Origin of the sequence: Paenibacillus rhizoplanae (assembly GCF_042684125.1) — a bacterium.
GTDB classification, from domain to species: domain Bacteria; phylum Bacillota; class Bacilli; order Paenibacillales; family Paenibacillaceae; genus Paenibacillus_AQ; species Paenibacillus_AQ rhizoplanae.
Map to the genome: position 1 here is coordinate 83,991 of NZ_JBHUKY010000017.1, position 22,279 is coordinate 106,269.

Here is a 22,279-nt window from a genome sequence, read left to right on the forward strand (position 1 = left end):
AGGTACGCCACGCCATTATATGGTATAATGTTGACTCGGGGGTGGCTGGCGTGGCTAAACGGAGAAGAAAGAAGAAGAAAGCGCTGCTGGGCAGTGTTTTAAAATATGAAATCTATGGAATTCTGCTGATTACGATATCCGTCATTGCGTTATCGGGGGAAGCGGCTGTCGGCCGCTCGCTCTCAAGCATGGCGGGGTATTTACTCGGCAGATTCTATTTTGTGCTGCCGCTGGCCGGCACTTTTTACGGACTGATGGTAATGATTCACAGGAAATGGCCATCCAACTGGAACAGCCGCTATACTGGAGGCCTGCTCCTGCTGTTGTCTATGTGCCTGATGAGTACCATTTCGGCGATGCAGCAGAAGCTGGGACCGCTAGGGATGCTGCATCCGGGCAATGTACTGTCTCAAATACATAATGATCTATCCGGCGCCCTCTCACCGGGCGCCGGCGACAGCAGTGTATACATGCTGGGCAAGGACATAAGCGGAGGGTACATTGGCGCGCTTGAATACGCTGCGCTCCTGTGGCTGTTCGGCAATCTGGGCGCCAAGCTGCTGATGATTGTATTGCTGGCCATCAGCTTCATGCTGATTACCAATCTGTCCTATGTCGAGCTGTTCACACTGCTCCGGGTGAGGGCCGTTAAGCTGATTGAAGGAATTAAGCTCCGGGCGGCGAACCGCCCCGCTGCTGTTCCTGTGGTGAACAGCAGACCGGCCAGAGCCAGCAGGGTCACGCTGCCTGAGCCTGCGGATGATGATGACTACTTTGAAGAGGATGACGGATCGGATCAGCACCTGCCAAGACGCGGACAGTCGAAGCTGCTGGGCAGAATAACGGCCTGGTTCGGCGGGTCTGCCCGCCAGAGCCAGCCGGAAGTCATGGATGATCCGGAGGATGCATTGCCGGATATTATCATTACCGATCCGCGAAGTGGTCCGGTAATCTCCGGACTGACAGCAGCGGGAGGTGTTCCTCTGGAGGAGTATGGCGAGGAGGATTTCCCGGATGAAGAGCTTGAGCCTGTTACGCCGATCATCCGTGACTTCTTCGAGCATATCCGCTCTGAAGGGCTGAATGCCGAGGACCGGGAGGAATGGAGCGAATTCTCACCGGCGGCACGTGGCGGTGCTGTCACCGGTACGGGTACTGCGGAGCTGACGAGAGCGGGAGCAGATCCGGCTTCGTCAGGGGAATCCGCTGAAGATGCATTGCCTGTGGAGCTGGACGGACTGCTGGGAACGGCAGAGAATGGTGAGGCGGCTCCGATGTTACCGCCGCCTCCGCCTCCTAAGCCGTACAAGCTCCCGTCCTTCCGCTTGCTGGCTAAACCGAGTAACGGGGCGAAGGCGGGAGATCAGAATGATTATATGCAGACGGCACGCAAGCTGGAGGCCACACTGGAGAGCTTCGGTGTACGGGCGAAGGTGCTGGAGGTGGTCCGCGGACCGGCCGTGACCCGTTATGAGATTCAGCCGGATATCGGCGTGAAGGTCAGCCGGATTGTCAATCTTACTGATGATATCGCGCTGGCGCTGGCCGCCAAGGATATCCGGATGGAAGCGCCGATTCCCGGCAAATCGGCCATCGGCATCGAAGTGCCGAACGCGGAGGTCTCGGTCGTCACCATGCGTGAAGTGATGGAGACACAGATTTTTCAGGAGGCGGATTCGCGGCTGACCATTGCCTTCGGGCGGGATATCTCCGGCCAGACGATTATCGGCAATCTCGCCAAGATGCCCCATCTGCTGGTAGCGGGAGCTACCGGCTCCGGTAAATCGGTCTGTATTAATGGTATTATTACCAGTATTCTATACAAGGCTAAGCCGAATGAAGTGAAATTCCTCATGGTTGACCCCAAGATGGTCGAGCTGAATGTATATAACGGCATTCCGCATCTGCTGGCTCCGGTAGTTACGGACCCCAAGCGGGCCAGTCTGGCGTTGAAGAAGATCGTGGTGGAGATGGAGAAGAGGTACGAGCTGTTCTCCAAATCAGGCACACGCAATATGGAAGGCTATAACAACTTGATGAAGGATAATCCGGCAGCGGTGCTGCCCTATATTGTGGTCATCGTGGACGAGCTTGCGGATCTGATGATGGTTGCGGCCAATGATGTGGAGGATGCGATCTGCCGGCTTGCCCAGATGGCGCGTGCGGCAGGGATACATCTGATTATCGCTACACAGCGTCCTTCGGTGGATGTGATCACCGGCCTGATCAAGGCGAATATTCCTTCGCGTATTGCCTTCGGAGTCTCCTCGAATGTGGATTCCCGGACCATTCTGGATATGCCGGGTGCCGAGAAGCTGCTCGGACGCGGCGACATGCTGTTCCTGCCGATGGGGGCTTCCAAGCCGATCCGTGTCCAAGGTGCTTTCATGAGCGATCAGGAAGTAGAGACGATTGTGCAGTATGTCAGCAGCCAAGGGGAAGCGAATTACGATGAGTCGCTTGTGCCTGAGGTGGACGACACCTTGAGCGAGGATCAGGAGCCGCAGGATGAATTGTATGAACAGGCCGTCCAGATTGTTCTGGAAGCCAAGCAGGCCTCTGTATCGCTGCTTCAGCGGCGTATGCGCGTCGGTTACACGCGTGCCGCACGCTTGATCGACTCTATGGAGGCCAGAGGCGTTATCGGCCCTTACGAGGGCAGCAAGCCGCGTGAGGTGCTGATGTCGCTGGAGCAGTACCAGCAGAACAGACTCAGTTCATAAATGTAAAAAGCTGTCCCGTAAGCCATGAATGGCTGATTGGGACAGCTTTTTATTAGAGGTTCTTTTCGATAACGGTGATGCTATGTGTCCCGAACAATCCCAGCATAAATGGGTGAGGTTGTTCATTTTTTATCAGGCTTACTTTTGGAGCATATGTACAAGAATATCTTGATGTTGCTCTGAAAGCTGCAACAAGGTGAATTTCCCGTCTTTGATAAGGGAATTAATGAAGTCTGCCTCTTGTCTTGCGAGGTTATATAGAGAGCTGTCAATTCTGCCCTGAAGCAATGCTTCATCGAGTTCTTCCGAATCCTTTTGGATTACTGCACCTGACGGCAAAACGATAATATCTAAGAACAAATCGTCCATCCAGGGCACGTTATCCTCACTTACACCATTTCTATAGCATATATCAACATACCACTGTACAATCTGCCCTTGCTCGTCAAACATTGTAGTCACTGAATGATGCTTATCAAGAGGGAATTGTTGAAGCCACGAATATCCGTCATTTACAATGCAAACCTTTTGATCAAAGTATTTTACGTACAACGGCTCTTTAACTTTGGCAATCTTCAGAAGTGATAAGTAGTCTTTAAAATTATCCGTATCAAGATATGACTGGACATATTCTCTTTCCAATACACGTTTCCAATCTGAACGGTCCCCGTATTTTCTCTTCAAATGTACAGCTCCCTTCACCTAAGAAGTGTTCTTTCCTAATTGTATCAAAGCGGAGAATCAGCAACAATAAAAACAGAGCAGCGCTTCTCCAATATTAGGGGAGCGCTGCTCTGTTTAGATTGTGCCTAACTATATTTTGCGAATGGTGCCATGGGTATCACTTCACCCGTGGTGCTGCAAGCAGGGCATCCGCAATGAAATCAAGCTGCGCGTTCAGGGAGTAAATATCACTGTAATAGGATAATCCGAAGTCAATATTCATCAACCGGCCTTCTTTGACTGCAGGGATGCCGTTCCAGAGCGGGTCTTTAGTCAGATCAGCCATACCATCATAGGAGGAGCGGAAGATATAATCCCCGCTGTAGTCGGCCAGCACTTCGAAGGATACGGAGTCACCGCCCATATCGCTCTTGGAATCAATTTTTTGCTGGAGGATCTCCGGCGCCTTCATTCCCAGATATTCATAAATGACCTGCGAACCCCGGCCGTACTGTTTGCTCATGACCACTACCATGCTGCGGTCTGCGCCGCCCTCCATGATGGAGACCGTGGAACCGAGAATTCCCGCTTCCTGCAGCTTCTGTTTACTGTCCTCCACCTTGGCCTTGAAGCTGTTCAACAGGCCGGTAGCCTGTTCTTCCTTGCCGAAAATATGTCCAATGAAGCCGACCCGTTCGTCCGTCGTCATTTTCTCATAAGGGACTAGCACTGTCGGTGCGATGTCATGCAGTGCTGCATAGGTCTCCTCCGAAGGAACAATGATCAGATCAGGCTCAAGCGACAGTACAACCTCAGGACTAGCCTCGAACCAGGTGCCCAGCTTCTGTACATCCTTCAATTCATTCTCAAAGGCAGCGCCTTCGGACACATCGGACACACCAATGGGTTTGATACCTAGAGCAAGCACATCGCCCAGTAAATACAGCACAACGACACGCTGAGGATCGGCAGGCACCTCGACGTCTCCTTTTACCGTAGAGATCGTCCGGGTCTGTGCCTCGGCAGCCGTGTTGTCAGGGGACGTTGTAGCAGTTGCCGTCGCAGCAGGCGAAGAGGTTGGCGATGGGCTGGCATTGCCCGCTGCATTGGAACCGGCATTTCCTGAGGAACAGGCACTTAACACTATGGTGAAGCATAACAACAAGGTAAACATTAGGGAAGGCTTGGCCGTTCTGAACATGGATGACGCTCCTTTTAGATCATATTGATAATGATTATCATCATCAATATATCGGAGAGTGCCTTCACGGGCAATGTCATATGCAGACAGCGCAGATGGCATATCCCGCCACGGTAAAGCGGCCTGTACAGAATTTTTGTACCTCACCGGAGCGTTTCCGAAGTGCTTCTTGAACATTTTGCCAAAAGAATACGCATCCGGGTAGCCCACAGCAACAGCAATATCATGCAGTGTGGCCTCTGTGCCCAGCAACAGCTCACGCGCCTTGTCCATGCGGATCTGAACCAGATATTGGGCTGGACTGGTCTGAAGCCGCATGCGGAATAACCTTGATAACGTCCTGGGGCTGGTGCCTAGAGTGCCGGCGAGTGTATCCAGGGTGAACGGCCTGCTGTAAGAATCATGCATATAGCGTACAGCCTGGTCGAGCACATCTGTTCTAAGCGGGTGCAGCTCCTGCCCCTGCATCTGATGAAGCAGCTCATGGACCCATTGATAGAACAGGGCTTTGACATGCAGGTGCTCCAGGACGCGGCCTGTCTGCCAATCACCATACATCTGGTCTAGAAGCCCGTATAGCGGCAGGGGATGGGCAGGAGTGAACTGATAGGTCCCGGTAAAAGGCTTGCTGCGATCCAGCAGTGCTGTCAGATTGCGCCGTGCAGGCAGGGTTAACGTTGACCGGTACATAATAAGGTAATAATCCAGAATTTCCTGTGTCTTCAGCAATTGGATCATGGTGCCTTTGCCCCCATGAAAGACGCTGGAGCCGCTGATCTCATAGGATCTGTCATCTATAAGCACACTTGCGCTGCCGCGAACGATATATAGGTATGTACTAGCCGGAAGCCGGTACTTCAGCGGAGGTTGTCCCGAAGTGAATGAGGCCTTGCGGATATCGATAACTTCTACAGTAGCATGATTCCACAGCACGATATGGTCCTTAAAATCCATGTTTTCTTCTCAACTCCTGTTGTTTCATAACCCAAGTATAGTTGATAATCGTTCTCAGCTGCAATGAATTTCCGCTGCCCTGCTTTACGGTCATGCATAGGAAGTCCTGCCAGTCGTCATAATAACTTTAGCCATTCATGCAGAACTTCCAAGAGAAAGGTAGAGCGAATCCCATGACAAAACATAAGCAGTGGATCATTGCCGCAGTTAGCCTTGCCCTTGCAGCTGCGCCGTTTGCCGGTGTAATCTTCAAAGATCCTAATTTGATCTATGCCAAGCCATATGCAGCAGACCGGGTTACAGCAGAAATTTCTGAGGCTGAGGTAGGGGAGGAAGCACTGCCCGCATTCGGTACAACTCCGCTTAAGGTAGGCTCCTCGGGGCAGGATGTCTATGAGCTACAGGGAAGATTGAAGCACCTTGGTTTTTTTAACGGGAAGATCGACAGTCACTTCGGGACCAAAACTAAAAATGCCGTCACCTGGTTCCAGTGGAAATTCGGCCTGAAATCTGACGGAGTTGTCGGGGCCAAGACGAAGCTTAAGCTATACAATGCGACTACAGCCTGGAAACCGACAGCACCGGGGGCAACTACCGCCCAGAAGAAAGCTCCCTCTGGCGCAGCGGCAGCCAAATCGAACACTGCTGAACTGTCCTCCGGCAATACGATGGGCCTGTCCGAAAATGACCTGAAGATCATGGCGAATGCGGTATACGGCGAGTCACGCGGGGAACCCTTTGAAGGACAGGTGGCCGTAGCTGCAGTTATTCTCAACCGTGTAAAATCTCCAAGCTTCCCGAATACGCCATCGGGCGTTATTTTTCAGCCTGGAGCCTTCACTGCCGTAGCCGACGGCCAGATCTATCTGGAGCCTAATGAACAGGCACGCAAGGCAGTACAGCAGGCACTGAACGGATGGGACCCTTCTGGCGGCTGCATCTACTACTTCAACCCCAAGACTGCGACTTCCAAGTGGATTTGGTCCCGTCCGCAGGTGAAGACGATCGGCGAGCATATTTTCTGCATGTAAGCTTGCACCTGTCCTGTATACAACCTTCCGTAAGAGCAACCGGTACGCTGTCCTCCGGTTGCTTCCTTACTTTGGAATGGTTTAGAATGGATAATACTTCATAAACTTGTTATAGAGCATCTATCCACGCCGCAAAGGAGTTTTGGACTTGACTAATAATGGATTTCAACATGGAAATGCCGCAGGCATGCGCATACATGTTCTGCCGACCAAGGCGTTCAAGACGTTCGCCATATCGCTGTACGCAGGCGTTCCGCTTGAAGAAAGCACAGTAACCTCGACTGCACTGGTTCCGTTTGTACTCCGCCGGGGGACTGCCTCTTACCCGGAGACTACCCAATTCCGTGAGCGTCTGGAGGAGCTGTACGGAGCAGGCTTCGGCTTCGATATTTACAAACGCGGGGATTACCAGATTGTCCAGTTTCGGATGGATACGATCAATGATTCCTTTGTGCAGAGCAAGGAGAGTCTGCTTGGGGAATCCTTTGCTTTTCTGGGCGAGGTGTTGACCCGTCCCCTGCTTGAGAATGGAAGCTTCCGGGCTTCTTATGTAGCTACAGAACGCGAGACGATCCGCAAGAAGCTGGAATCCATTGTGAATGACAAAATCCGCTACGCGGCAGAACGCTGCATTGAGGAAATGTGCCGCAACGAGCCTTACCGTCTGCATCCCCTCGGCCAGCGGGCCGATCTGGATGCCATCACGCCTGAGACGCTGTACCAGAGCTATACCTCTTGGCTGAATGGAGCTACGCTTGATCTGTATGTAGTGGGCGATACCACACCTGAGGAAGTCGAGAAGCTGGTGACCGCTCATTTCGGCCGGGCCCATCACTCCGAAGCTGGAGGCTACACCTCGGACTTCACTCCAGTAACGGTTACGGAAGTGCGGACGGTGGAGGAGAAGCTGGATGTGAATCAAGGTAAGCTGAATATGGGGCTGCGGACTTCGATTACCTACAAGGATGACCGGTATGCTTCCGCGCTGATGTACAACGGTATCCTTGGCGGTTACCCGCATTCGAAGCTGTTCGTCAACGTGCGTGAGAAGGAGAGCCTGGCGTATTACGCCTCCTCCCGTTATGACGGGCATAAGGGCATCGGGACGATTCAATCGGGAATCGAGACCCAGAACTACGGCAAAGCCGTTGATATTATCCGCAAGCAGCTGGATGAGCTGAAGGCCGGTAATATCACTGACCTGGAGCTTAGCCAGACGAAGGCGATGATCCGCAACCTGCTGTCCGAGATTCAGGATTCGGCGTTTGAGATGATCTCCTTTGATTTCAACCGCCAGCTATCCGGCAAAGACCGTTCTGCCCAGGAACTGATGGACCAGGTTGACAGCATGGGTGCGGCTGAAGTGAAGGCAGCGGCGGATACTTTTGAGCTGGATACAATTTATTTCCTGACAGGGAAGGAGGAATAGGGATGGAGAAGCTCCATTATGAAAGACTTCAAGAAACACTTTATCACGAGGTTATGGATAACGGACTGCAGGTGTATGTGCTGCCGAAGCCGGCTTTTCTCAAAACCTATGCCACCTTTGCCACGAAATACGGTTCGGTAGACAATCATTTCAAGGTTGCGGGCGGCGAAGAGACTACAGTTCCTGACGGAATTGCCCACTTCCTGGAGCATAAAATGTTCGAGGAGCCGGAAGGCGACATTTTTGCTACCTTTGCTTCTAATGGTGCATCCGCGAACGCCTTTACCAGCTTTGACCAGACGGTGTACCTTTTCTCGGCCACGGAGAACATTGAGCAGAATCTCAGCACCCTGGTTGATTTTGTGCAGCGTCCGTATTTCACTGATGAGAACGTGGAGAAGGAAAAGGGAATCATTGGGCAGGAAATTAATATGTATGCTGACAATCCCGACTGGCGCGTATATTTCGGGCTGATTGAAGCGATGTATGCCACCCATCCGGTGCACATTGATATTGCCGGAACCATTGAATCGATCTCAACCATTACCAAAGAAACGCTCTACACCTGCTACAATTCCTTCTATCATCCCAGCAATATGCTGTTGTTCATTGTCGGCGGTGTTGATCCTGAGCAGGTATTTGAACTGATCCGCAGCAATCAGCAGGGCAAGAGCTATGAGAAGCAGGGTGAAATTACGCGTATCTTCGCGGAGGAGCCTGAGCAGGTTGCCTCGAAGCATGTGGAGAGCAGACTGGCTGTCTCGATTCCCAAGATGATGTTCGGATTCAAGGAAAAGGTGGATGGTCTGAGCGGTGAAGCGGCGGTACGCCGTGATCTGACCACGAAGCTGATGCTGGATCTGCTGTTTGGCAGCAGTACGGCATTGTATCAGAAGCTCTATGACGAGGAATTGATCTCGGACAGCTTCGGCCATGAATTTAACAGCTCAACGGAGTATGCATTCTCGGCGATCGGCGGCGATACCAAAGATCCGGGGCTGCTGCTTGAACGGATTAAGGAAGAAGTTGGACGTATTCTGGAGACGGGCTTCGCCGAGAAGGATTTCGAACGGGCCCGCAAAAAGAAAATCGGCGGCTTCCTGCGGATGCTGAATTCGCCGGAGAGCATTGCCCATGAGTTCACGCGTTACCAGTTCCGTGGAGGAGATCTGTTTGAAGTGCTGCCCCTGTATGAATCGATCACTCTGGATGAAGTGAATGCCCGGCTCCATGCCCATGTCGATTGGGAGCAGCTGGCCGTGTCGCTGGTGGTGAGTCCTTAATGACATTGCCGGGAGAGGACAGCAAACCGATTGGTGAAATGACAGTGCTTATTACCGGGGGCAGCGGGGGAATCGGCGGCGCGATCGCTGAGCGTTTTGCTTCGGTGGGAATGAACATTGTGATTCATTATATGAACTCGCATGAAGCGGCAAATGATGTGGCCCGGCGCTGTCTGGCGCTGGGGGCGAAGGTGATGACCGTGGCGGCGGATATGAAAGACCGGAGTCAGCTTGTGCGCATGGCCGAAAGACTGGAGAGCAGCGGCATGATGCCGGATATCCTGGTCAATAATGCCGGAAAAGCCCATTATGGCATGTTAGCCGATCTGACCGAGGAGGAGTGGGATGATATCATGGCGGTGAATTTGAAGGGCACCTTCATGTGCAGCCAGATTTTCATGCCTTATATGGTCACGCAGCGTTACGGGCGGATTATTAATGTGTCTTCGGTGTGGGGGATCTCTGGCGCATCCTGTGAAGTGGCGTATTCGGCCAGCAAGGGCGGCGTAAATGCTTTTACCAAGGCGCTCGCCAAGGAGCTGGCCCCCTCCAAGGTCACTGTGAACGCTGTAGCGCCTGGAGCGGTCCACACGGCCATGCTGGCTAATCTGCAGGCTGATGAGCTGAAGATGCTGGAGGAGGAGATTCCTGCGGGGAGACTGGCTACCCCTGAGGATATATCCTCACTTGTTTATTTTCTGGCGCTGCCTGAATCCGGTTATATTACGGGGCAGGTCATCAGTCCGAACGGCGGCTGGATTACTTAATTACGTGTATACTGCCAGTAACCATGAGCCTCTCTGGAGAAATGCTCCAGCATAAGAAATTCCGGCTTGAGACATATTATAACTGTTGCTTCTGAATCTCAATATCATTACAAACCTGAGGAGGATTTAAGATGTCAACAGATTCCGTAGTGAAGAACTTTGATACCTGGAAAAGCTTTTTGGGTGACCGGGTCATTCAGGCCGAAAAAATGGGGATGAGCGACGAGACCATCACCAAGCTGGCATTCGAAATCGGGGAATTCCTCGACAAGAAGGTCGATCCGGGCAACTATTCCAACCGGGCCATCAAAGAGCTGTGGGATGTCGGAACGGATGACGAGAAGCATACCATTGCCGGACTCATGGTCAAACTGGCGAAGAAAAACGCATAGGTACGCGGATGAAGCTCCCCTTGCGGGAGCTTTTCTGCAATTATTACAATCGTGTCCTTGCCTTTCAATTTTATTTTATATATCATTAACATGACCCGTGTATCTGAAACAACATGCAGGGAAAAGGAATCTATGAGGTGCGCACAAGTGGAATATAAACAATGGTATATGGAATATAAGATACATAAGAACAGACCCGGTCTGTTAGGCGACATCGCTTCTATGCTGGGAATGCTGGAAGTCAATATTCTGACGATTAACGGCGTTGAAGGCAAGACGCGCGGAATGCTGCTGGAAACCAGCGACGACGAGAAGATCATGCTAATGGGCGAGATGCTCAAAAAAGTTGACAATATAACGGTTACGGCGCTGCGTACACCGCGGCTTGTGGACCGGCTGGCCGTCCGGCATGGACGGTATATTGACCGTGACTCGGATGACCGCAAGACCTTCCGGTTCACCCGGGATGAGCTTGGGCTGCTGGTCGATTTCCTCGGCGAGCTGTTTAAAAGGGAAGGTAATCAGGTTATAGGACTACGTGGTATGCCACGGGTAGGCAAGACGGAATCGATCATTGCCGGCAGCGTCTGTGCCATGAAGCGCTGGACGTTTGTTTCCTCTACGCTACTGCGCCAGACGGTCCGCAGCCAGCTCGCCGAAGATGAGATGAACCCGCATAATGTTTTTATCATTGACGGGATTGTCAGCACCATCCGCTCCAACGAGAAGCATTATAACCTGTTGCAGAATGTCATGGGCATGGCAAGCACCAAGGTGATTGAGCATCCTGATATTTTTGTGCGGGAGTCCGAATACACCTTCGATGACTTCGATATCATTATTGAGCTGCGCAACGCACCGAACGAAGAGATATTGTACGAGTCGTTTACGACAAGCTACAGTGAAGATCTTTAATATATTTAATCTGGAGCATTGCTCACACAACATTTAGGAGGTGATGGTATGTCGGAACTGGGCCGGCATTTGAAAGAGGCGCGTCTGCAAAAAGGGATGAGTCTTGATGATGTCCAGGAAGTAACAAAGATCCGCAAAAAATATTTGGAAGCCATCGAAGCAGGGGATTATAAAGTGCTTCCGGGCAGTTTTTATGTCCGGGCCTTTATCAAAACCTATGCCGAGGCGGTCGGGGTTAACCCGGATGAACTGATGGAGGAACACGGCAATGTGCCGGCCGCTCCCGTCGATACTACTATGGAGACCGTGATCCAGAAGCGGAGCCGCAAGCCTGAAACAGAGCGGAATGCCAAGTGGCTGCCGACCTTGCTTATGTGGACCTTTCCGATTTTAATTCTGGTGGTCATCTATTTATATGCAACTTCATCGATGAATCAAGGGGACCCGAAGCAGGCGGATACCGCAGAAATGACTTCGGCAACACAAGATCCAACCAAGGTCAAGCCTTCGGCCACTGCTGCGGGCGGCGTTACATCCCCAACAGCTACTGCTGCTGCGGCAGCTACGGCTGAAGCAGGAGCCACGGCAACACCAGTACCTTCTGCAACTCCGGAGCCGTCTGCTTCCCCGGGGTCCGTCACCGTTACTCAGGACCGCAAATCGGGCAAGACAACGATCTATAAAGTCTTGGCGCCTGCCGGAGGCCAGGTTCAGGTAGTGATTGCCTCAACCGGTGTCAGCTGGCTTGAAGTGTACAAGGGCGAGAACTCCAAGGGGGAGAAGCTCAGCTTCGGGAACACCAAGGCCGGCGATAATCTGAGCTTCACGCTGGACAGCGAAGGCATGTATATCAAATCGGGATATTCACCGGCTACGGCGATTTCGGTCAACGGACAAGCTATCACCGACGGCAAAACCTCCTCGCGTCTGCTGCTTGAACTGGATAGCGGGACGAACGGCGCTACTGGAGAGAGTACTACCGGAGAATAGTACATCCGATGTATAGTCTTTGGCGGAATGGAGAACCTAGAAGTGTTTAACAGTTCTTTCGCCAAAGTGAGGTGTATTCTCTCATGACCGTCAGCTGGATTGTAACAGGGCTTGGTATTATTGTCAGTCTCCTGGGGTATTATTTAACACCGGGCGCCTGGGGATATGGTATTCTGGGCTTTGGACTGGCACATGTTCTGCTGGGGATTCTGGATATGTTCCGGGCTCCTGCACGAAGCAGATAATATCTGGATGTGAGCGTCTCCCGGGCTAGTTCCGGGAGGCGTGTTTTTAGGTGCACTCTTTTTCCAAGTATTAGACTTAAGAGCCCCTATCTCATATAATAGGAACAGACTAATTGTAAGTAAAGGATGTGGAACCATGAGTTCGGAAAGTTCATTTGATATTGTATCCAAGATGGATATGCAGGAGTTGACCAATGCGGTTCATCAGACCGAGAAGGAAATTGAGAACCGGTTTGATTTCAAGAACAGCAAGAGCAGCCTGAAGCTGGAGAAGGATGCGCTTGTAGTCGCCTCAGAGGATGAATACAAGCTGAATGCAGTGATTGATATCCTCCAGACCAAGATGGTGAAACGGGGAATCACGCTGAAGAATATGGATTTCGGCAAAGTCGAGCCGGCCTCACTTGGCACGGTGCGCCAGCGGTTGGGTCTGCGGCAAGGCATAGACCAGGAGAATGCGAAGAAGATCAATATCCTGATCCGCGATTCCAAGCTGAAGGTCAAGAGCACGATCCAAGGTGATCAGATCCGTGTCACCGGCAAAAGCCGCGATGATCTTCAGCAGATTATCCAGCTCTTGCGCAAAGCTGATTTGCCGCTGGATTTGCAGTTTAACAATTTAAAGTAAGACTATGTACCCCGCAGTGTATACGTAACTTACTTGCGGGGTGCTTTATGTTTTTTTGACACGTATTTAGGGCTATAATATACTAGCTAAGCAGTTTTGAAGAAAATGCTGGAATATCGGATTCGTCTAGACTAGGGGAGGAAACTTCAGTGAATTTACCCAACCGTATCACATTAGCACGTATTTGCCTTATCCCAATCATGATGTTTTTTCTGCTGGTGGACTTCAGCTTCTATCCTGAACCGATACATTGGGGCTCCTTTCAGCTTTCCATTAATCATTTGGTCGCGGCAGTTATTTTTCTGCTTGCAGCCAGTACAGATGGAATTGACGGTTACATAGCCAGAAAGTATAACATGGTCACCAATCTGGGCAAGCTGCTCGATCCGCTGGCGGACAAACTGCTGGTCTCTGCAGTGCTGATCTCGCTTGTGGAGCTGGGACGCTGCGATTCCTGGATTGCCATTGTCATCATCAGCCGCGAGTTCGCCGTGACCGGCCTGCGCCAGGTGGCGCTGCTTGAGGGGAAGGTTGTGGCTGCAAGCAAATGGGGCAAGATAAAGACAGTCATTCAGATCGTCGCTATTTCGCTCCTGCTCCTTAACAACTTCCCGTTCCAGTTCGTCAGCATTCCTGTGGATGATATTGCGATCTGGGCAGCAGCCCTTATCACCATATATTCAGGTGTTGATTATTTTGTGAAGAACAAGGAGCTGCTGGAGTTTGATAAAGCCTGAGGCGCGCAGCGCAGCTTGAAACTTGCTATATTTCTACAATCAGGAGGAGAACGTCAGCTATGAAAGCAGAGATTATTGCCGTTGGAACAGAACTTTTACTTGGACAAATCGTGAACAGCAATGCACAGTTTCTTTCAATAGAGCTGGCTGTATTAGGCATTGACGTTTATTTTCAGACCGTTGTGGGAGACAACAAGAACCGCCTGCTGGAGGCAATCCGGATTGCACAGAGCCGTGCGGATGTTATATTATTCACCGGCGGTATCGGTCCGACTGAGGATGATCTGACGAAGGATGCGCTGGCCGCAGCACTTGGCCGGGCCCTGCACATCGACCAGCTGGCCATGGACCATGTGCAGCGCTTCTTCGATGACCGCAAGATTGTAATGACCGAGAATAACCGCAAGCAGGCGCTTATCATTGAAGGAACGACCCCTCTGTCCAATGATACCGGCCTTGCGGTTGGGATTGCTTTTGCAGATGAAGACAAATATTATATCGTACTGCCCGGCCCGCCCCGGGAGATGAAGCCGATGTTCACCGATAAGGCTAAGCCGTGGCTGCAGCAGCATGTACTTACGAATGAAATGCCGCTCTACTCGAAGATGCTGAAGTTCGCGGGAATTGGCGAATCGCTGCTGGAGGACAAGCTGATTGATCTGATCCGCAGCCAGACCGATCCTACGATTGCCCCGTATGCCAAGGAAGGCGAAGTGACCGTGCGCATCTCCACCAAGGCGCCGTCCGAGCGGGAGGCTATGGTCAAGCTTGATCTACTTGAGAAGACGATTGCTGACATTCTGCCGGAGAATCTGTATGCCAACATCGATGTGCCGCTGGAGCAGTTGATTGTGGACTGGATGGCGGATGCAGGACTCACTCTGAGTGCTGCCGAGAGCTGTACGGGCGGTCTGCTCATGGAGAGCATTACGAATATTCCGGGCAGCGCCTCCATGTTTGTCGGGGGGATCGTGTGTTATTCCAATGATATTAAGAAAAAACTGCTCAATGTGCCCTCCGCTATGCTTGAAGGCCCGGATGCCCCGGGAGCGGTGAGCCGCGAGGTTGCGGAGGTGCTGGCTGAGCAGGTGCGTATGATCGGTGACACGGACTTCGGCTTATCGGTTACCGGTGTAGCGGGACCGGGATATTCCGAGCGCAAGCCAGTAGGTCTTGTGTTCGTAGGACTGGCTGAGCGGGGCTGCAAGACAGAGGTATATGAGCTGAATCTGAAGGGTACCCGTGACAACATCCGCCTGCGCACCGTCAAGGCGCTGCTGTACCGCCTGTGGCGCCGGCTGGAAGAACGCAAGGTTGCCACTCCGCTGGAAGGCTCGGCCTTGCAATAACTGTTCAGGGCGGTATATAATTTGTGTATGCGGAAGAACCGTGGCTTGAGCAATCATGCTGCGGTTTTTTGTTTTATATTAGGTATAACAAATTATCCTATGGTTGTTCCTATTCATGTGATGAGCAGAAGAGAAGTACCTGCAAAAGTCTTGCATCCGGAAGGAGGCCTGTGTCTTACAATATAAGGGAGTATTATCCCTGGGAGTAAAAAAAACGAATGTATGTTCGAAAAAAGACTTGGCAAGACCTTCAAAACACGTTATTATAATACTATAAACAGTGAAGGAAGTGGTCTGATTGTCAGATCGTCGTGCAGCGCTTGATATGGCGCTTCGTCAAATAGAAAAACAATTCGGTAAAGGTTCGGTAATGAAACTGGGAGAATCCACTCACATGAAAGTGGAAGTTGTACCTAGCGGATCTTTGGCACTTGATATTGCACTAGGTATTGGCGGACTTCCCAAAGGACGTATTATTGAAGTATATGGACCGGAATCTTCCGGTAAGACGACGGTTGCACTTCATGCGATCGCTGAAGTACAGAAGCAGGGTGGACAAGCTGCCTTCATCGATGCTGAGCATGCGCTTGATCCTAAGTATGCCAAGGCGCTTGGCGTTAACATTGATGAACTGTTGCTATCCCAGCCTGATACTGGTGAACAGGCCTTGGAAATCGCTGAAGCGCTTGTACGCAGCGGAGCAGTTGACATCATTGTAGTTGACTCTGTAGCGGCACTGGTACCGAAGGCAGAAATTGAAGGCGACATGGGTGATTCCCACGTAGGCTTGCAGGCCCGTCTGATGTCCCAGGCACTACGCAAGCTGTCTGGTGCCATCAACAAATCCAACACGATTGCGATCTTCATTAACCAGCTTCGTGAGAAGATCGGCGTAATGTTCGGTAACCCTGAGACCACTCCGGGGGGACGCGCTCTGAAATTCTACTCCTCCGTCCGTCTGGATGTGCGCCGGGTAGAGGGTATCAAGATGGGTAACGATGTCGTGGGTAACCGTACGAAGATCAAGGTTGTGAAGAACAAGGTAGCGCCTCCGTTCAAGCAAGCGGATGTAGATATCATGTACGGTGAAGGAATCTCCAGAGAGGGTAGCCTTATAGATATCGGTACGGAAATGGATATCGTCAACAAGAGCGGCGCCTGGTATTCCTATGAAGGCGAACGTCTGGGCCAAGGACGGGAGAATTCCAAGCAGTTCCTGAAGGAACATCAGGATATTGCCCTGCTGATCGAGAACAAGATTCGTGAGGCCAGCAATCTGACGACTCTGGTAGCGGCGCCAACCGAAGCGGTTGTGGCTGCGGAGCAAGAGGAAGAAGAGAAGCTGTTGCTTGAGATCGAGTAATTTAACTCCTCATAATAATTAAATAATGAAGACAAGATGGATAGGCGCCCTGTGTAGGATATGACAGGGTGCCTTTTCGCAAGTGATCTATAAATAAGCATAAAAGATATTAGCGAAAAACAGCGACGACCAAGCTTCTGTTCAAATCTTCAATGCGTTTTATATTATTTCTAGCTTAACGAGGTGATTGACAGGATGGTTATACAGTTGGATGCGGAATTCGAAGAACAGGATGAGCAGCAGGTGCTGGCGGATTTCCCGGCAGATCAAGAGCTGGTAATTACACGGGTAGAGCGGCTCAAGAAGTCGAATTATCGTTATTTGATCCATTTCGGAGACTACAACATGACTGTTCATGAAGATGTCATGATTAAATACCGGATGATTACCGGGAGTACTTTTGTAAAAGCGGATCTGGAGGATATCGTTGCCGCAGACGAGCGCCAGCGGGGGTATGTGGAGGGGCTTAGGTATCTGGAGCGTAAGCCCAGAACCGCACAGGAGATGGCCCGCCGTTTAAGGGAGAAGGAAATAGGGGAGACTGTTATTGCCGAAGTTCTGCTCCGGCTACAGGAGGAACGTCTGCTGGATGACCCCTTGTACGCCAAGCAGTGGGCGGAGCAGCGGATGAAAAACCAGCGTAAGGGCAAGATGTGGATCCGGCAGGAGCTGCGGGAGAAGGGGATTGAGAAGTCCCTGATTGCAGAAGCGCTGGATGAGATCACACCCGAGCAGGAGCTTGAGAGCGCGCTGCAGACCGGACGGAAGAAATGGAATACGCTCCGGGGGGATTTGAACGACAAACGCAGGAAGACAGGGGCGTTCCTCATGCGCCGGGGATTCTCAGGTGAAATGGTACGCCAGGTGCTTGGGATTTTGCGGGATGAACAGAATTCTGAGGGGGAAGAAGAGGAGTTTTACTTCCCGGATTGATTCCCTTGACTTTAATGCGGTTATCGACTCTCTTGACAAGGTCTTTTTATAAATAATAAAATATAACATGAATCGGCATAAACTAAGAATCCTTTTTCCTTCCCAAAAAGCAGACTCTTATGTTCCGGTTCGCGTACAACTCATATGAAATGTAATCGCCGGATAAGGCGGGCAATGTGCATGTGCAGCATGTGCAGTATGGCAATCGGTGTATTACCGGTTTTTTGTATGGTGATGAACGGATAGTTTAACAACTGCACAAATACCCAAGGGAAGAACCTTGGAGGATGTCAACGAGGAGGTGAACAGATGGAACCATTGATCTGGGTCATTATCGTTCTCGTTGTAGCTGCTGCATTCTTTGGATTCGGTTATTTTATTCGTAAATCCCTTGCAGAAGCTAAAATTTCAAGCGCAGAGAAAGAAGCCGTAGTCATCGTGGAGAACGCGAAGAAAGAGGCGGAGGCGCTGAAGAAGGAAACGGTACTCGAAGCTAAGGACGAAGTTCATAGAATCCGTACCGAAGCTGAGAAAGAAACTCGTGAACGTCGGAATGAAATCCAACGGCAAGAGAGACGTTTGCTGCAAAAGGAAGAATCGCTGGATAAAAAAATGGAATCGCTTGAACGAAAAGAAGAACAAGTAGCTAACAAAGAGAAACGAATTGATGAAACCCAACAGCAAATTGATGTTATTTACAAGAATCAGGTTACTGAACTGGAACGTATCTCTAATCTGAGCATCGATGATGCCAGAAGTATCATTCTCAGCAATGTAGAACAGGAAGTTCGCCATGAAACTGCTCAGATGATCAAGGAAATTGAACAGCAGGCCAAGGAAGAAGCGGACAAGAAAGCCCGTGAGATTATCACCTTGGCGATTCAACGCTGTGCGGCTGATCATGTGGCAGAAACTACGGTATCTGTCGTTACCTTGCCGAATGAAGAGATGAAGGGCCGGATTATCGGTCGTGAAGGACGTAATATCCGTGCACTGGAGACTCTGACGGGGATTGATCTTATTATTGATGATACGCCGGAAGCGGTTATTCTGTCAGGATTTGATCCGATCCGCCGCGAAGTGGCCCGTACGGCACTGGAGAAGCTGGTGGCGGATGGACGTATCCATCCTGCACGGATTGAAGAGATGGTGGAGAAATCCCGCAAAGAAGTGGATGAACGGATTCGTGAATACGGTGAACAAGCTACCTTCGAGGTTGGCGTTCACGGTCTGCACCCGGATCTGATCAAAATTCTGGGCCGCCTGAAATTCCGTACGAGCTACGGTCAAAACGTACTCAAGCACTCCATGGAGGTTGCTTATTTGACTGGACTTATGGCCGGTGAGCTTGGGGAAGACATCGTGCTTGCAAAACGTGCCGGACTGCTGCATGATATCGGCAAAGCGCTTGATCATGAAGTGGAAGGTTCGCATGTGGAAATCGGCGTCGAACTGGCGAAGAAGTACAAGGAACATCCGGTGGTTATCAACAGTATCGCTTCCCACCACGGCGATTGCGAGGCTACCTCGGTTATTGCCATGCTGGTTGGAGCTGCTGATGCATTGTCGGCTGCCCGTCCCGGTGCACGCCGTGAGACCCTGGAAACGTACATCAAACGTCTGGAAAAGCTGGAGGAAATTTCGGAGTCCTTCGAGGGCGTCGAGAAATCTTACGCCATTCAGGCGGGCCGCGAGGTTCGCGTAATGGTACAGCCTGAGAAAATTGATGATGCAGAAGCTTTCCGTCTGGCCCGTGATATTACGAAGATGATTGAGAGTGAGCTGGATTATCCGGGTCATATCAAGGTTACTGTAATCCGTGAGACACGAGCTGTAGAATATGCGAAATAAATAAGGAAATCGGCCCCCTTGCGGGGCCTTTTTTCTTGCGTGCAAGCCGTGAGCTGCTGGTATATCCATTCCCGCTGGAGCCTGCTGCATAATCTAATATGCTCTATCCTGGGCCGCATGCGCCGTGGAGTTTGGAATGAAGCAGAATAGGTGAAATTATACTTAAGCAGCGATTTATGGTTGGCAGAGCATACACAAACCAAAAATTTAGGAGGAGAAGATTATTAAAGTTTTATTTATCGGAGACATTGTAGGCAATACAGGCAGAAAAGCGCTGCGTGAAATGCTGCCTTCCCTGAAAAGCAAATATCAGCCGCATATCATCATTGCCAATGGTGAGAATGCCGCTGCCGGCAGAGGAATCACCGCTGCCATCGCTAACGAATTTTTCAACTGGGGTGTCCACGGCATTACGATGGGCAATCACACCTGGGACAACAAGGATATCTTTGAGTTCATCGACGACGAGCCGCGGATCATCCGTCCGGCTAACTTCCCGCCGGGGACACCGGGCCGGGGGTATACCGTCGTTAAGGGAAATGGCAAGCAGCTGGCGATTGTGAATCTGCAGGGCCGCACCTTTCTTCCGGCGATCGATGACCCGTTCCGGGTAGGCGAGGAGATTGTGGAAGAGTTGCGCAGAGAGCATAAGTGCATTCTGGTGGATTTCCATGCGGAAGCGACCTCCGAGAAAATAGCGATGGGCTATTTTATGGATGGAATGGCTTCAATTGTTGTCGGCACGCACACTCATGTGCAGAGCAATGATGATGTGATCTTGCCTGGAGGTACGGCGTATCTTACAGATGCGGGTATGGTTGGTTCAAGAGAAGGGATTCTGGGTATGGAAAAGGATGCGATCATCTATAAATTTACAACTCAGCTTCCCTCCCGGTTTGTAGTCGACGAAGGCAAATGGCAGCTGCATGGTCTATTCGCAGAACTTGATGAAGCTACAGGCAGAGCGACACGACTGGAGAAGATCCGGCTGCGTGAGGATGAATGGGTGATGAGCTAGAAGGGTTTTCGCACAAATAGGTAATTCGGGAAGACTCATTTTGTTTTGGGTAAAGTGTGATATTTATTATATCGAAAAAGAGTATCTTTTGAACTATTTTCTCCGGAGAGGTCCGCAAAAAGAAGGAATTAATTCTTCTGAAGCGAATAACATCTACTGTAGTGGAAGAAGAACACCATCATTCCCAGGGGAGGTACTTACTATGGATGTATTAAAAGTATCAGCTAAATCCAATCCAAATTCCGTTGCTGGCGCATTAGCAGGTGTTCTTCGCGAACGTGGATCGGCCGAGCTACAAGCTATTGGAGCAGGAGCACTGAACCAGGCCGTAAAGGCCGTTGCCATCGCCCGGGGATTTGTCGCACCTAGCGGAGTGGACTTGATCTGTATTCCGGCCTTTACGGATATAGTGATTGATGGGGAAGACCGGACGGCTATCAAACTTATTGTAGAACCTAGATAACTCAAGTGAATCTTTTAGATTAAGCCTGTTTACACCGTAAACAGGCTTTTTGCTGCGCTGACTGCTGCTTCCGTTAGGCGCATATATATAAAATAGACACTGGGCCATCAACGGTTCATTCGGAATATTCAGAAGGTGAAGGAAGAAGGAGAGCTGACCTATGGCGAAGAACAGGAAGCTGAAGGTGGCGGATTTTCATTGTGATGCCCTGAGTAAGCTGCAGGCGAATCCAAAGATAGACTTCAAGAATGATCCCTGTCTGGATGTGACCGCAGAGCGGCTGGCGGAGGGGAATGTCGAACTGCAGGTTTTTGCGATATATTTGTCTGCGGTGCGCGGAAGGGCGAAATTCGAGGATATTCTGGGGCAAATCGAGTGCTTCCACCAGAAGGTTGCCGGTCAGGGAGGGCTGCAGTGGCTGCGATGGAAGGAAGAGGCCATGGAGAGTGGCTTAACTGCCCCGGCCTTTGGAATGCTCTCTCTGGAAGGCGTGGACGGTCTGGAGGGCAATCTGTTCTATGCTCAGTTATGCTTCGAGCTGGGCGTGCGTTGTCTGGGGATTACCTGGAACTATGCGAACTGGGCAGCGGACGGTGTGCTGGAGCGGCGCAACGGCGGTTTCACAGAGCAAGGCCGGAAGCTGATTGAATGGTGCAACCGGAGTGGAATGCTGCTGGATGTGTCGCATTTGGCCCCGGCAGGATTCTGGGAGCTGCTGGAGCTCAGTACCCGTCCGTTCATTGCTTCACATTCGAATTGCGCTGCGGTCTGCACTCATCCCCGCAACCTGAGTGATGATCAGCTGAAGGCACTAATTGTAAAGGACGGGCGAATCGGGCTTACCTTTGTCCCCTGGTTCGTACGGGATGGAGGAGGAGCCAAGCGGGAGGATATGCGGAGGCATATTGAGCATGTCTGTGGTCTTGGCGGGAGCGGACAGCTGATGTTCGGCTCGGATTTTGACGGCATTGACTCGTGGGTAGAGGGGCTGGAGCATCCGGGACAATATGCGGAGTTCGCCGATCTGCTGCTGAAATACTATCCGGAGGCTGATGTGCGGGGCTGGCTGTATGAGAATGCGCTGGGGTTCTTGAGGGAGCAACTGCCTTCTTCTGCAGGTAATGCCTCTTTTCTCGAAAGATAAGAATTTATATGTTGCACACGATAAATTATCCTTCTATTTCTCGCTGAAACGATACCGTCCTTTTAAAGGACGGCAAAGCCGTTTCCACTTACCCGGAAGTGACTATGAATTGGAAAAACCAGGATGAAGCATTCACAGAATCGTAATATGCCCGGAAAAAAGGCTCGCATTGTGATGCGGGTCTTTTTATTTGTGGGTAA

Annotated in this window: 20 protein-coding genes; 18 read left to right on the forward strand and 2 right to left on the reverse strand. The window is 51.0% G+C overall.

The window, feature by feature from the left end; genetic code table 11:
• Window positions 1-50: 50 nt before the first annotated feature.
• Window positions 51-2,723 carry an FtsK/SpoIIIE family DNA translocase gene (locus ACFSX3_RS07085; protein ID WP_209992763.1) on the forward strand — a complete coding sequence of 891 codons (2,673 nt, stop codon included), beginning with the start codon at window positions 51-53 and terminating at the stop codon, window positions 2,721-2,723.
• Window positions 2,724-2,861: 138 nt separating this feature from the next.
• Here the strand turns inward: ACFSX3_RS07085 and ACFSX3_RS07090 are convergent, their stop codons facing one another.
• Both ACFSX3_RS07090 and ACFSX3_RS07095 read right to left on the reverse strand, forming a co-directional pair.
• Window positions 2,862-3,407 (reverse strand): DUF402 domain-containing protein, encoded by a 546-nt coding sequence (locus ACFSX3_RS07090; protein ID WP_379256411.1) that lies wholly within the window; start codon window positions 3,405-3,407, stop codon window positions 2,862-2,864.
• Window positions 3,408-3,564: 157 nt separating this feature from the next.
• Window positions 3,565-5,541: a helix-turn-helix domain-containing protein gene (locus ACFSX3_RS07095; RefSeq protein WP_209992765.1), complete on the reverse strand. Its 1,977-nt coding sequence runs from the start codon at window positions 5,539-5,541 to the stop codon at window positions 3,565-3,567.
• 173 nt (window positions 5,542-5,714) lie between these two features.
• On the opposite strand from ACFSX3_RS07095, the gene sleB reads away from it, so the two are divergent.
• The 17 genes from sleB to ACFSX3_RS07180 all read left to right on the forward strand — a co-directional run bounded on the left by sleB (window position 5,715) and on the right by ACFSX3_RS07180 (window position 22,079).
• Window positions 5,715-6,572, forward strand: coding sequence for a spore cortex-lytic enzyme (sleB, locus tag ACFSX3_RS07100; RefSeq protein ID WP_209992766.1), 858 nt, complete (start codon window positions 5,715-5,717; stop codon window positions 6,570-6,572).
• 148 nt (window positions 6,573-6,720) lie between these two features.
• On the forward strand, window positions 6,721-8,001 hold the full coding sequence (gene yfmF / locus ACFSX3_RS07105; RefSeq protein ID WP_379256415.1) for an EF-P 5-aminopentanol modification-associated protein YfmF: 1,281 nt from the start codon (window positions 6,721-6,723) through the stop codon (window positions 7,999-8,001).
• A gap of 2 nt (window positions 8,002-8,003) precedes the next feature.
• Window positions 8,004-9,284, forward strand: coding sequence for an EF-P 5-aminopentanol modification-associated protein YfmH (gene yfmH / locus ACFSX3_RS07110; RefSeq protein WP_209992767.1), 1,281 nt, complete (start codon window positions 8,004-8,006; stop codon window positions 9,282-9,284).
• The gene (gene ymfI / locus ACFSX3_RS07115) at window positions 9,284-10,051 is read left to right on the forward strand and encodes an elongation factor P 5-aminopentanone reductase (protein ID WP_209992768.1); all 768 of its coding nucleotides are present in this window, start codon (window positions 9,284-9,286) and stop codon (window positions 10,049-10,051) included. The genes yfmH and ymfI overlap by 1 nt, the downstream gene beginning before the upstream one ends.
• 131 nt (window positions 10,052-10,182) lie before the next feature.
• Window positions 10,183-10,443 carry a DUF3243 domain-containing protein gene (locus tag ACFSX3_RS07120; RefSeq protein ID WP_036692667.1) on the forward strand — a complete coding sequence of 87 codons (261 nt, stop codon included), beginning with the start codon at window positions 10,183-10,185 and terminating at the stop codon, window positions 10,441-10,443.
• A 147-nt stretch (window positions 10,444-10,590) separates the two neighbouring features.
• Window positions 10,591-11,358 carry a DUF3388 domain-containing protein gene (locus tag ACFSX3_RS07125; protein ID WP_209992769.1) on the forward strand — a complete coding sequence of 256 codons (768 nt, stop codon included), beginning with the start codon at window positions 10,591-10,593 and terminating at the stop codon, window positions 11,356-11,358.
• A gap of 48 nt (window positions 11,359-11,406) precedes the next feature.
• Entirely contained in the window at window positions 11,407-12,348 is a 942-nt protein-coding gene (locus ACFSX3_RS07130) for a RodZ domain-containing protein (RefSeq protein WP_209992770.1), read from the forward strand.
• An 83-nt stretch (window positions 12,349-12,431) separates the two neighbouring features.
• Window positions 12,432-12,593, forward strand: a complete 162-nt coding sequence (locus ACFSX3_RS07135) for a hypothetical protein (RefSeq protein WP_179090467.1) — start codon at window positions 12,432-12,434, stop codon at window positions 12,591-12,593.
• 136 nt (window positions 12,594-12,729) lie between these two features.
• Entirely contained in the window at window positions 12,730-13,221 is a 492-nt protein-coding gene (locus ACFSX3_RS07140) for a YajQ family cyclic di-GMP-binding protein (RefSeq protein ID WP_036692670.1), read from the forward strand.
• Between the two features lie 149 nt (window positions 13,222-13,370).
• Complete coding sequence (pgsA, locus tag ACFSX3_RS07145) at window positions 13,371-13,958, forward strand: CDP-diacylglycerol--glycerol-3-phosphate 3-phosphatidyltransferase (RefSeq protein WP_209992771.1); 588 nt, start codon at window positions 13,371-13,373, stop codon at window positions 13,956-13,958.
• A gap of 59 nt (window positions 13,959-14,017) precedes the next feature.
• Window positions 14,018-15,307, forward strand: a complete 1,290-nt coding sequence (locus ACFSX3_RS07150; protein WP_209992772.1) for a competence/damage-inducible protein A — start codon at window positions 14,018-14,020, stop codon at window positions 15,305-15,307.
• A gap of 298 nt (window positions 15,308-15,605) precedes the next feature.
• Window positions 15,606-16,670 carry a recombinase RecA gene (recA, locus tag ACFSX3_RS07155; RefSeq protein WP_209992773.1) on the forward strand — a complete coding sequence of 355 codons (1,065 nt, stop codon included), beginning with the start codon at window positions 15,606-15,608 and terminating at the stop codon, window positions 16,668-16,670.
• A 195-nt stretch (window positions 16,671-16,865) separates the two neighbouring features.
• Window positions 16,866-17,603 (forward strand): regulatory protein RecX, encoded by a 738-nt coding sequence (locus tag ACFSX3_RS07160; RefSeq protein WP_209992774.1) that lies wholly within the window; start codon window positions 16,866-16,868, stop codon window positions 17,601-17,603.
• Window positions 17,604-17,912: 309 nt separating this feature from the next.
• Window positions 17,913-19,454: a ribonuclease Y gene (gene rny, locus ACFSX3_RS07165; RefSeq protein WP_209992775.1), complete on the forward strand. Its 1,542-nt coding sequence runs from the start codon at window positions 17,913-17,915 to the stop codon at window positions 19,452-19,454.
• Window positions 19,455-19,677: 223 nt separating this feature from the next.
• Entirely contained in the window at window positions 19,678-20,472 is a 795-nt protein-coding gene (locus ACFSX3_RS07170) for a TIGR00282 family metallophosphoesterase (protein ID WP_209992802.1), read from the forward strand.
• Between the two features lie 202 nt (window positions 20,473-20,674).
• Entirely contained in the window at window positions 20,675-20,935 is a 261-nt protein-coding gene (locus tag ACFSX3_RS07175) for a stage V sporulation protein S (protein WP_019910496.1), read from the forward strand.
• A 160-nt stretch (window positions 20,936-21,095) separates the two neighbouring features.
• A complete protein-coding gene (locus tag ACFSX3_RS07180; protein WP_209992776.1) occupies window positions 21,096-22,079 on the forward strand; it encodes a dipeptidase in 984 nt (327 codons plus the stop codon).
• Window positions 22,080-22,279: the final 200 nt, after the last annotated feature.

Coding starts and splice junctions, on each gene's coding strand:
- ACFSX3_RS07095 (WP_209992765.1), bottom strand. CDS start 5,541: ATGGATTTTAAGGACCATATCGTGCTGTGGAATCATGCTACTGTAGAA.
- sleB (WP_209992766.1), top strand. CDS start 5,715: ATGACAAAACATAAGCAGTGGATCATTGCCGCAGTTAGCCTTGCCCTT.
- yfmH (WP_209992767.1), top strand. CDS start 8,004: ATGGAGAAGCTCCATTATGAAAGACTTCAAGAAACACTTTATCACGAG.
- ymfI (WP_209992768.1), top strand. CDS start 9,284: ATGACATTGCCGGGAGAGGACAGCAAACCGATTGGTGAAATGACAGTG.
- ACFSX3_RS07120 (WP_036692667.1), top strand. CDS start 10,183: ATGTCAACAGATTCCGTAGTGAAGAACTTTGATACCTGGAAAAGCTTT.
- ACFSX3_RS07130 (WP_209992770.1), top strand. CDS start 11,407: ATGTCGGAACTGGGCCGGCATTTGAAAGAGGCGCGTCTGCAAAAAGGG.
- ACFSX3_RS07135 (WP_179090467.1), top strand. CDS start 12,432: ATGACCGTCAGCTGGATTGTAACAGGGCTTGGTATTATTGTCAGTCTC.
- ACFSX3_RS07140 (WP_036692670.1), top strand. CDS start 12,730: ATGAGTTCGGAAAGTTCATTTGATATTGTATCCAAGATGGATATGCAG.
- ACFSX3_RS07150 (WP_209992772.1), top strand. CDS start 14,018: ATGAAAGCAGAGATTATTGCCGTTGGAACAGAACTTTTACTTGGACAA.
- ACFSX3_RS07160 (WP_209992774.1), top strand. CDS start 16,866: ATGGTTATACAGTTGGATGCGGAATTCGAAGAACAGGATGAGCAGCAG.
- rny (WP_209992775.1), top strand. CDS start 17,913: ATGGAACCATTGATCTGGGTCATTATCGTTCTCGTTGTAGCTGCTGCA.
- ACFSX3_RS07175 (WP_019910496.1), top strand. CDS start 20,675: ATGGATGTATTAAAAGTATCAGCTAAATCCAATCCAAATTCCGTTGCT.
- ACFSX3_RS07180 (WP_209992776.1), top strand. CDS start 21,096: ATGGCGAAGAACAGGAAGCTGAAGGTGGCGGATTTTCATTGTGATGCC.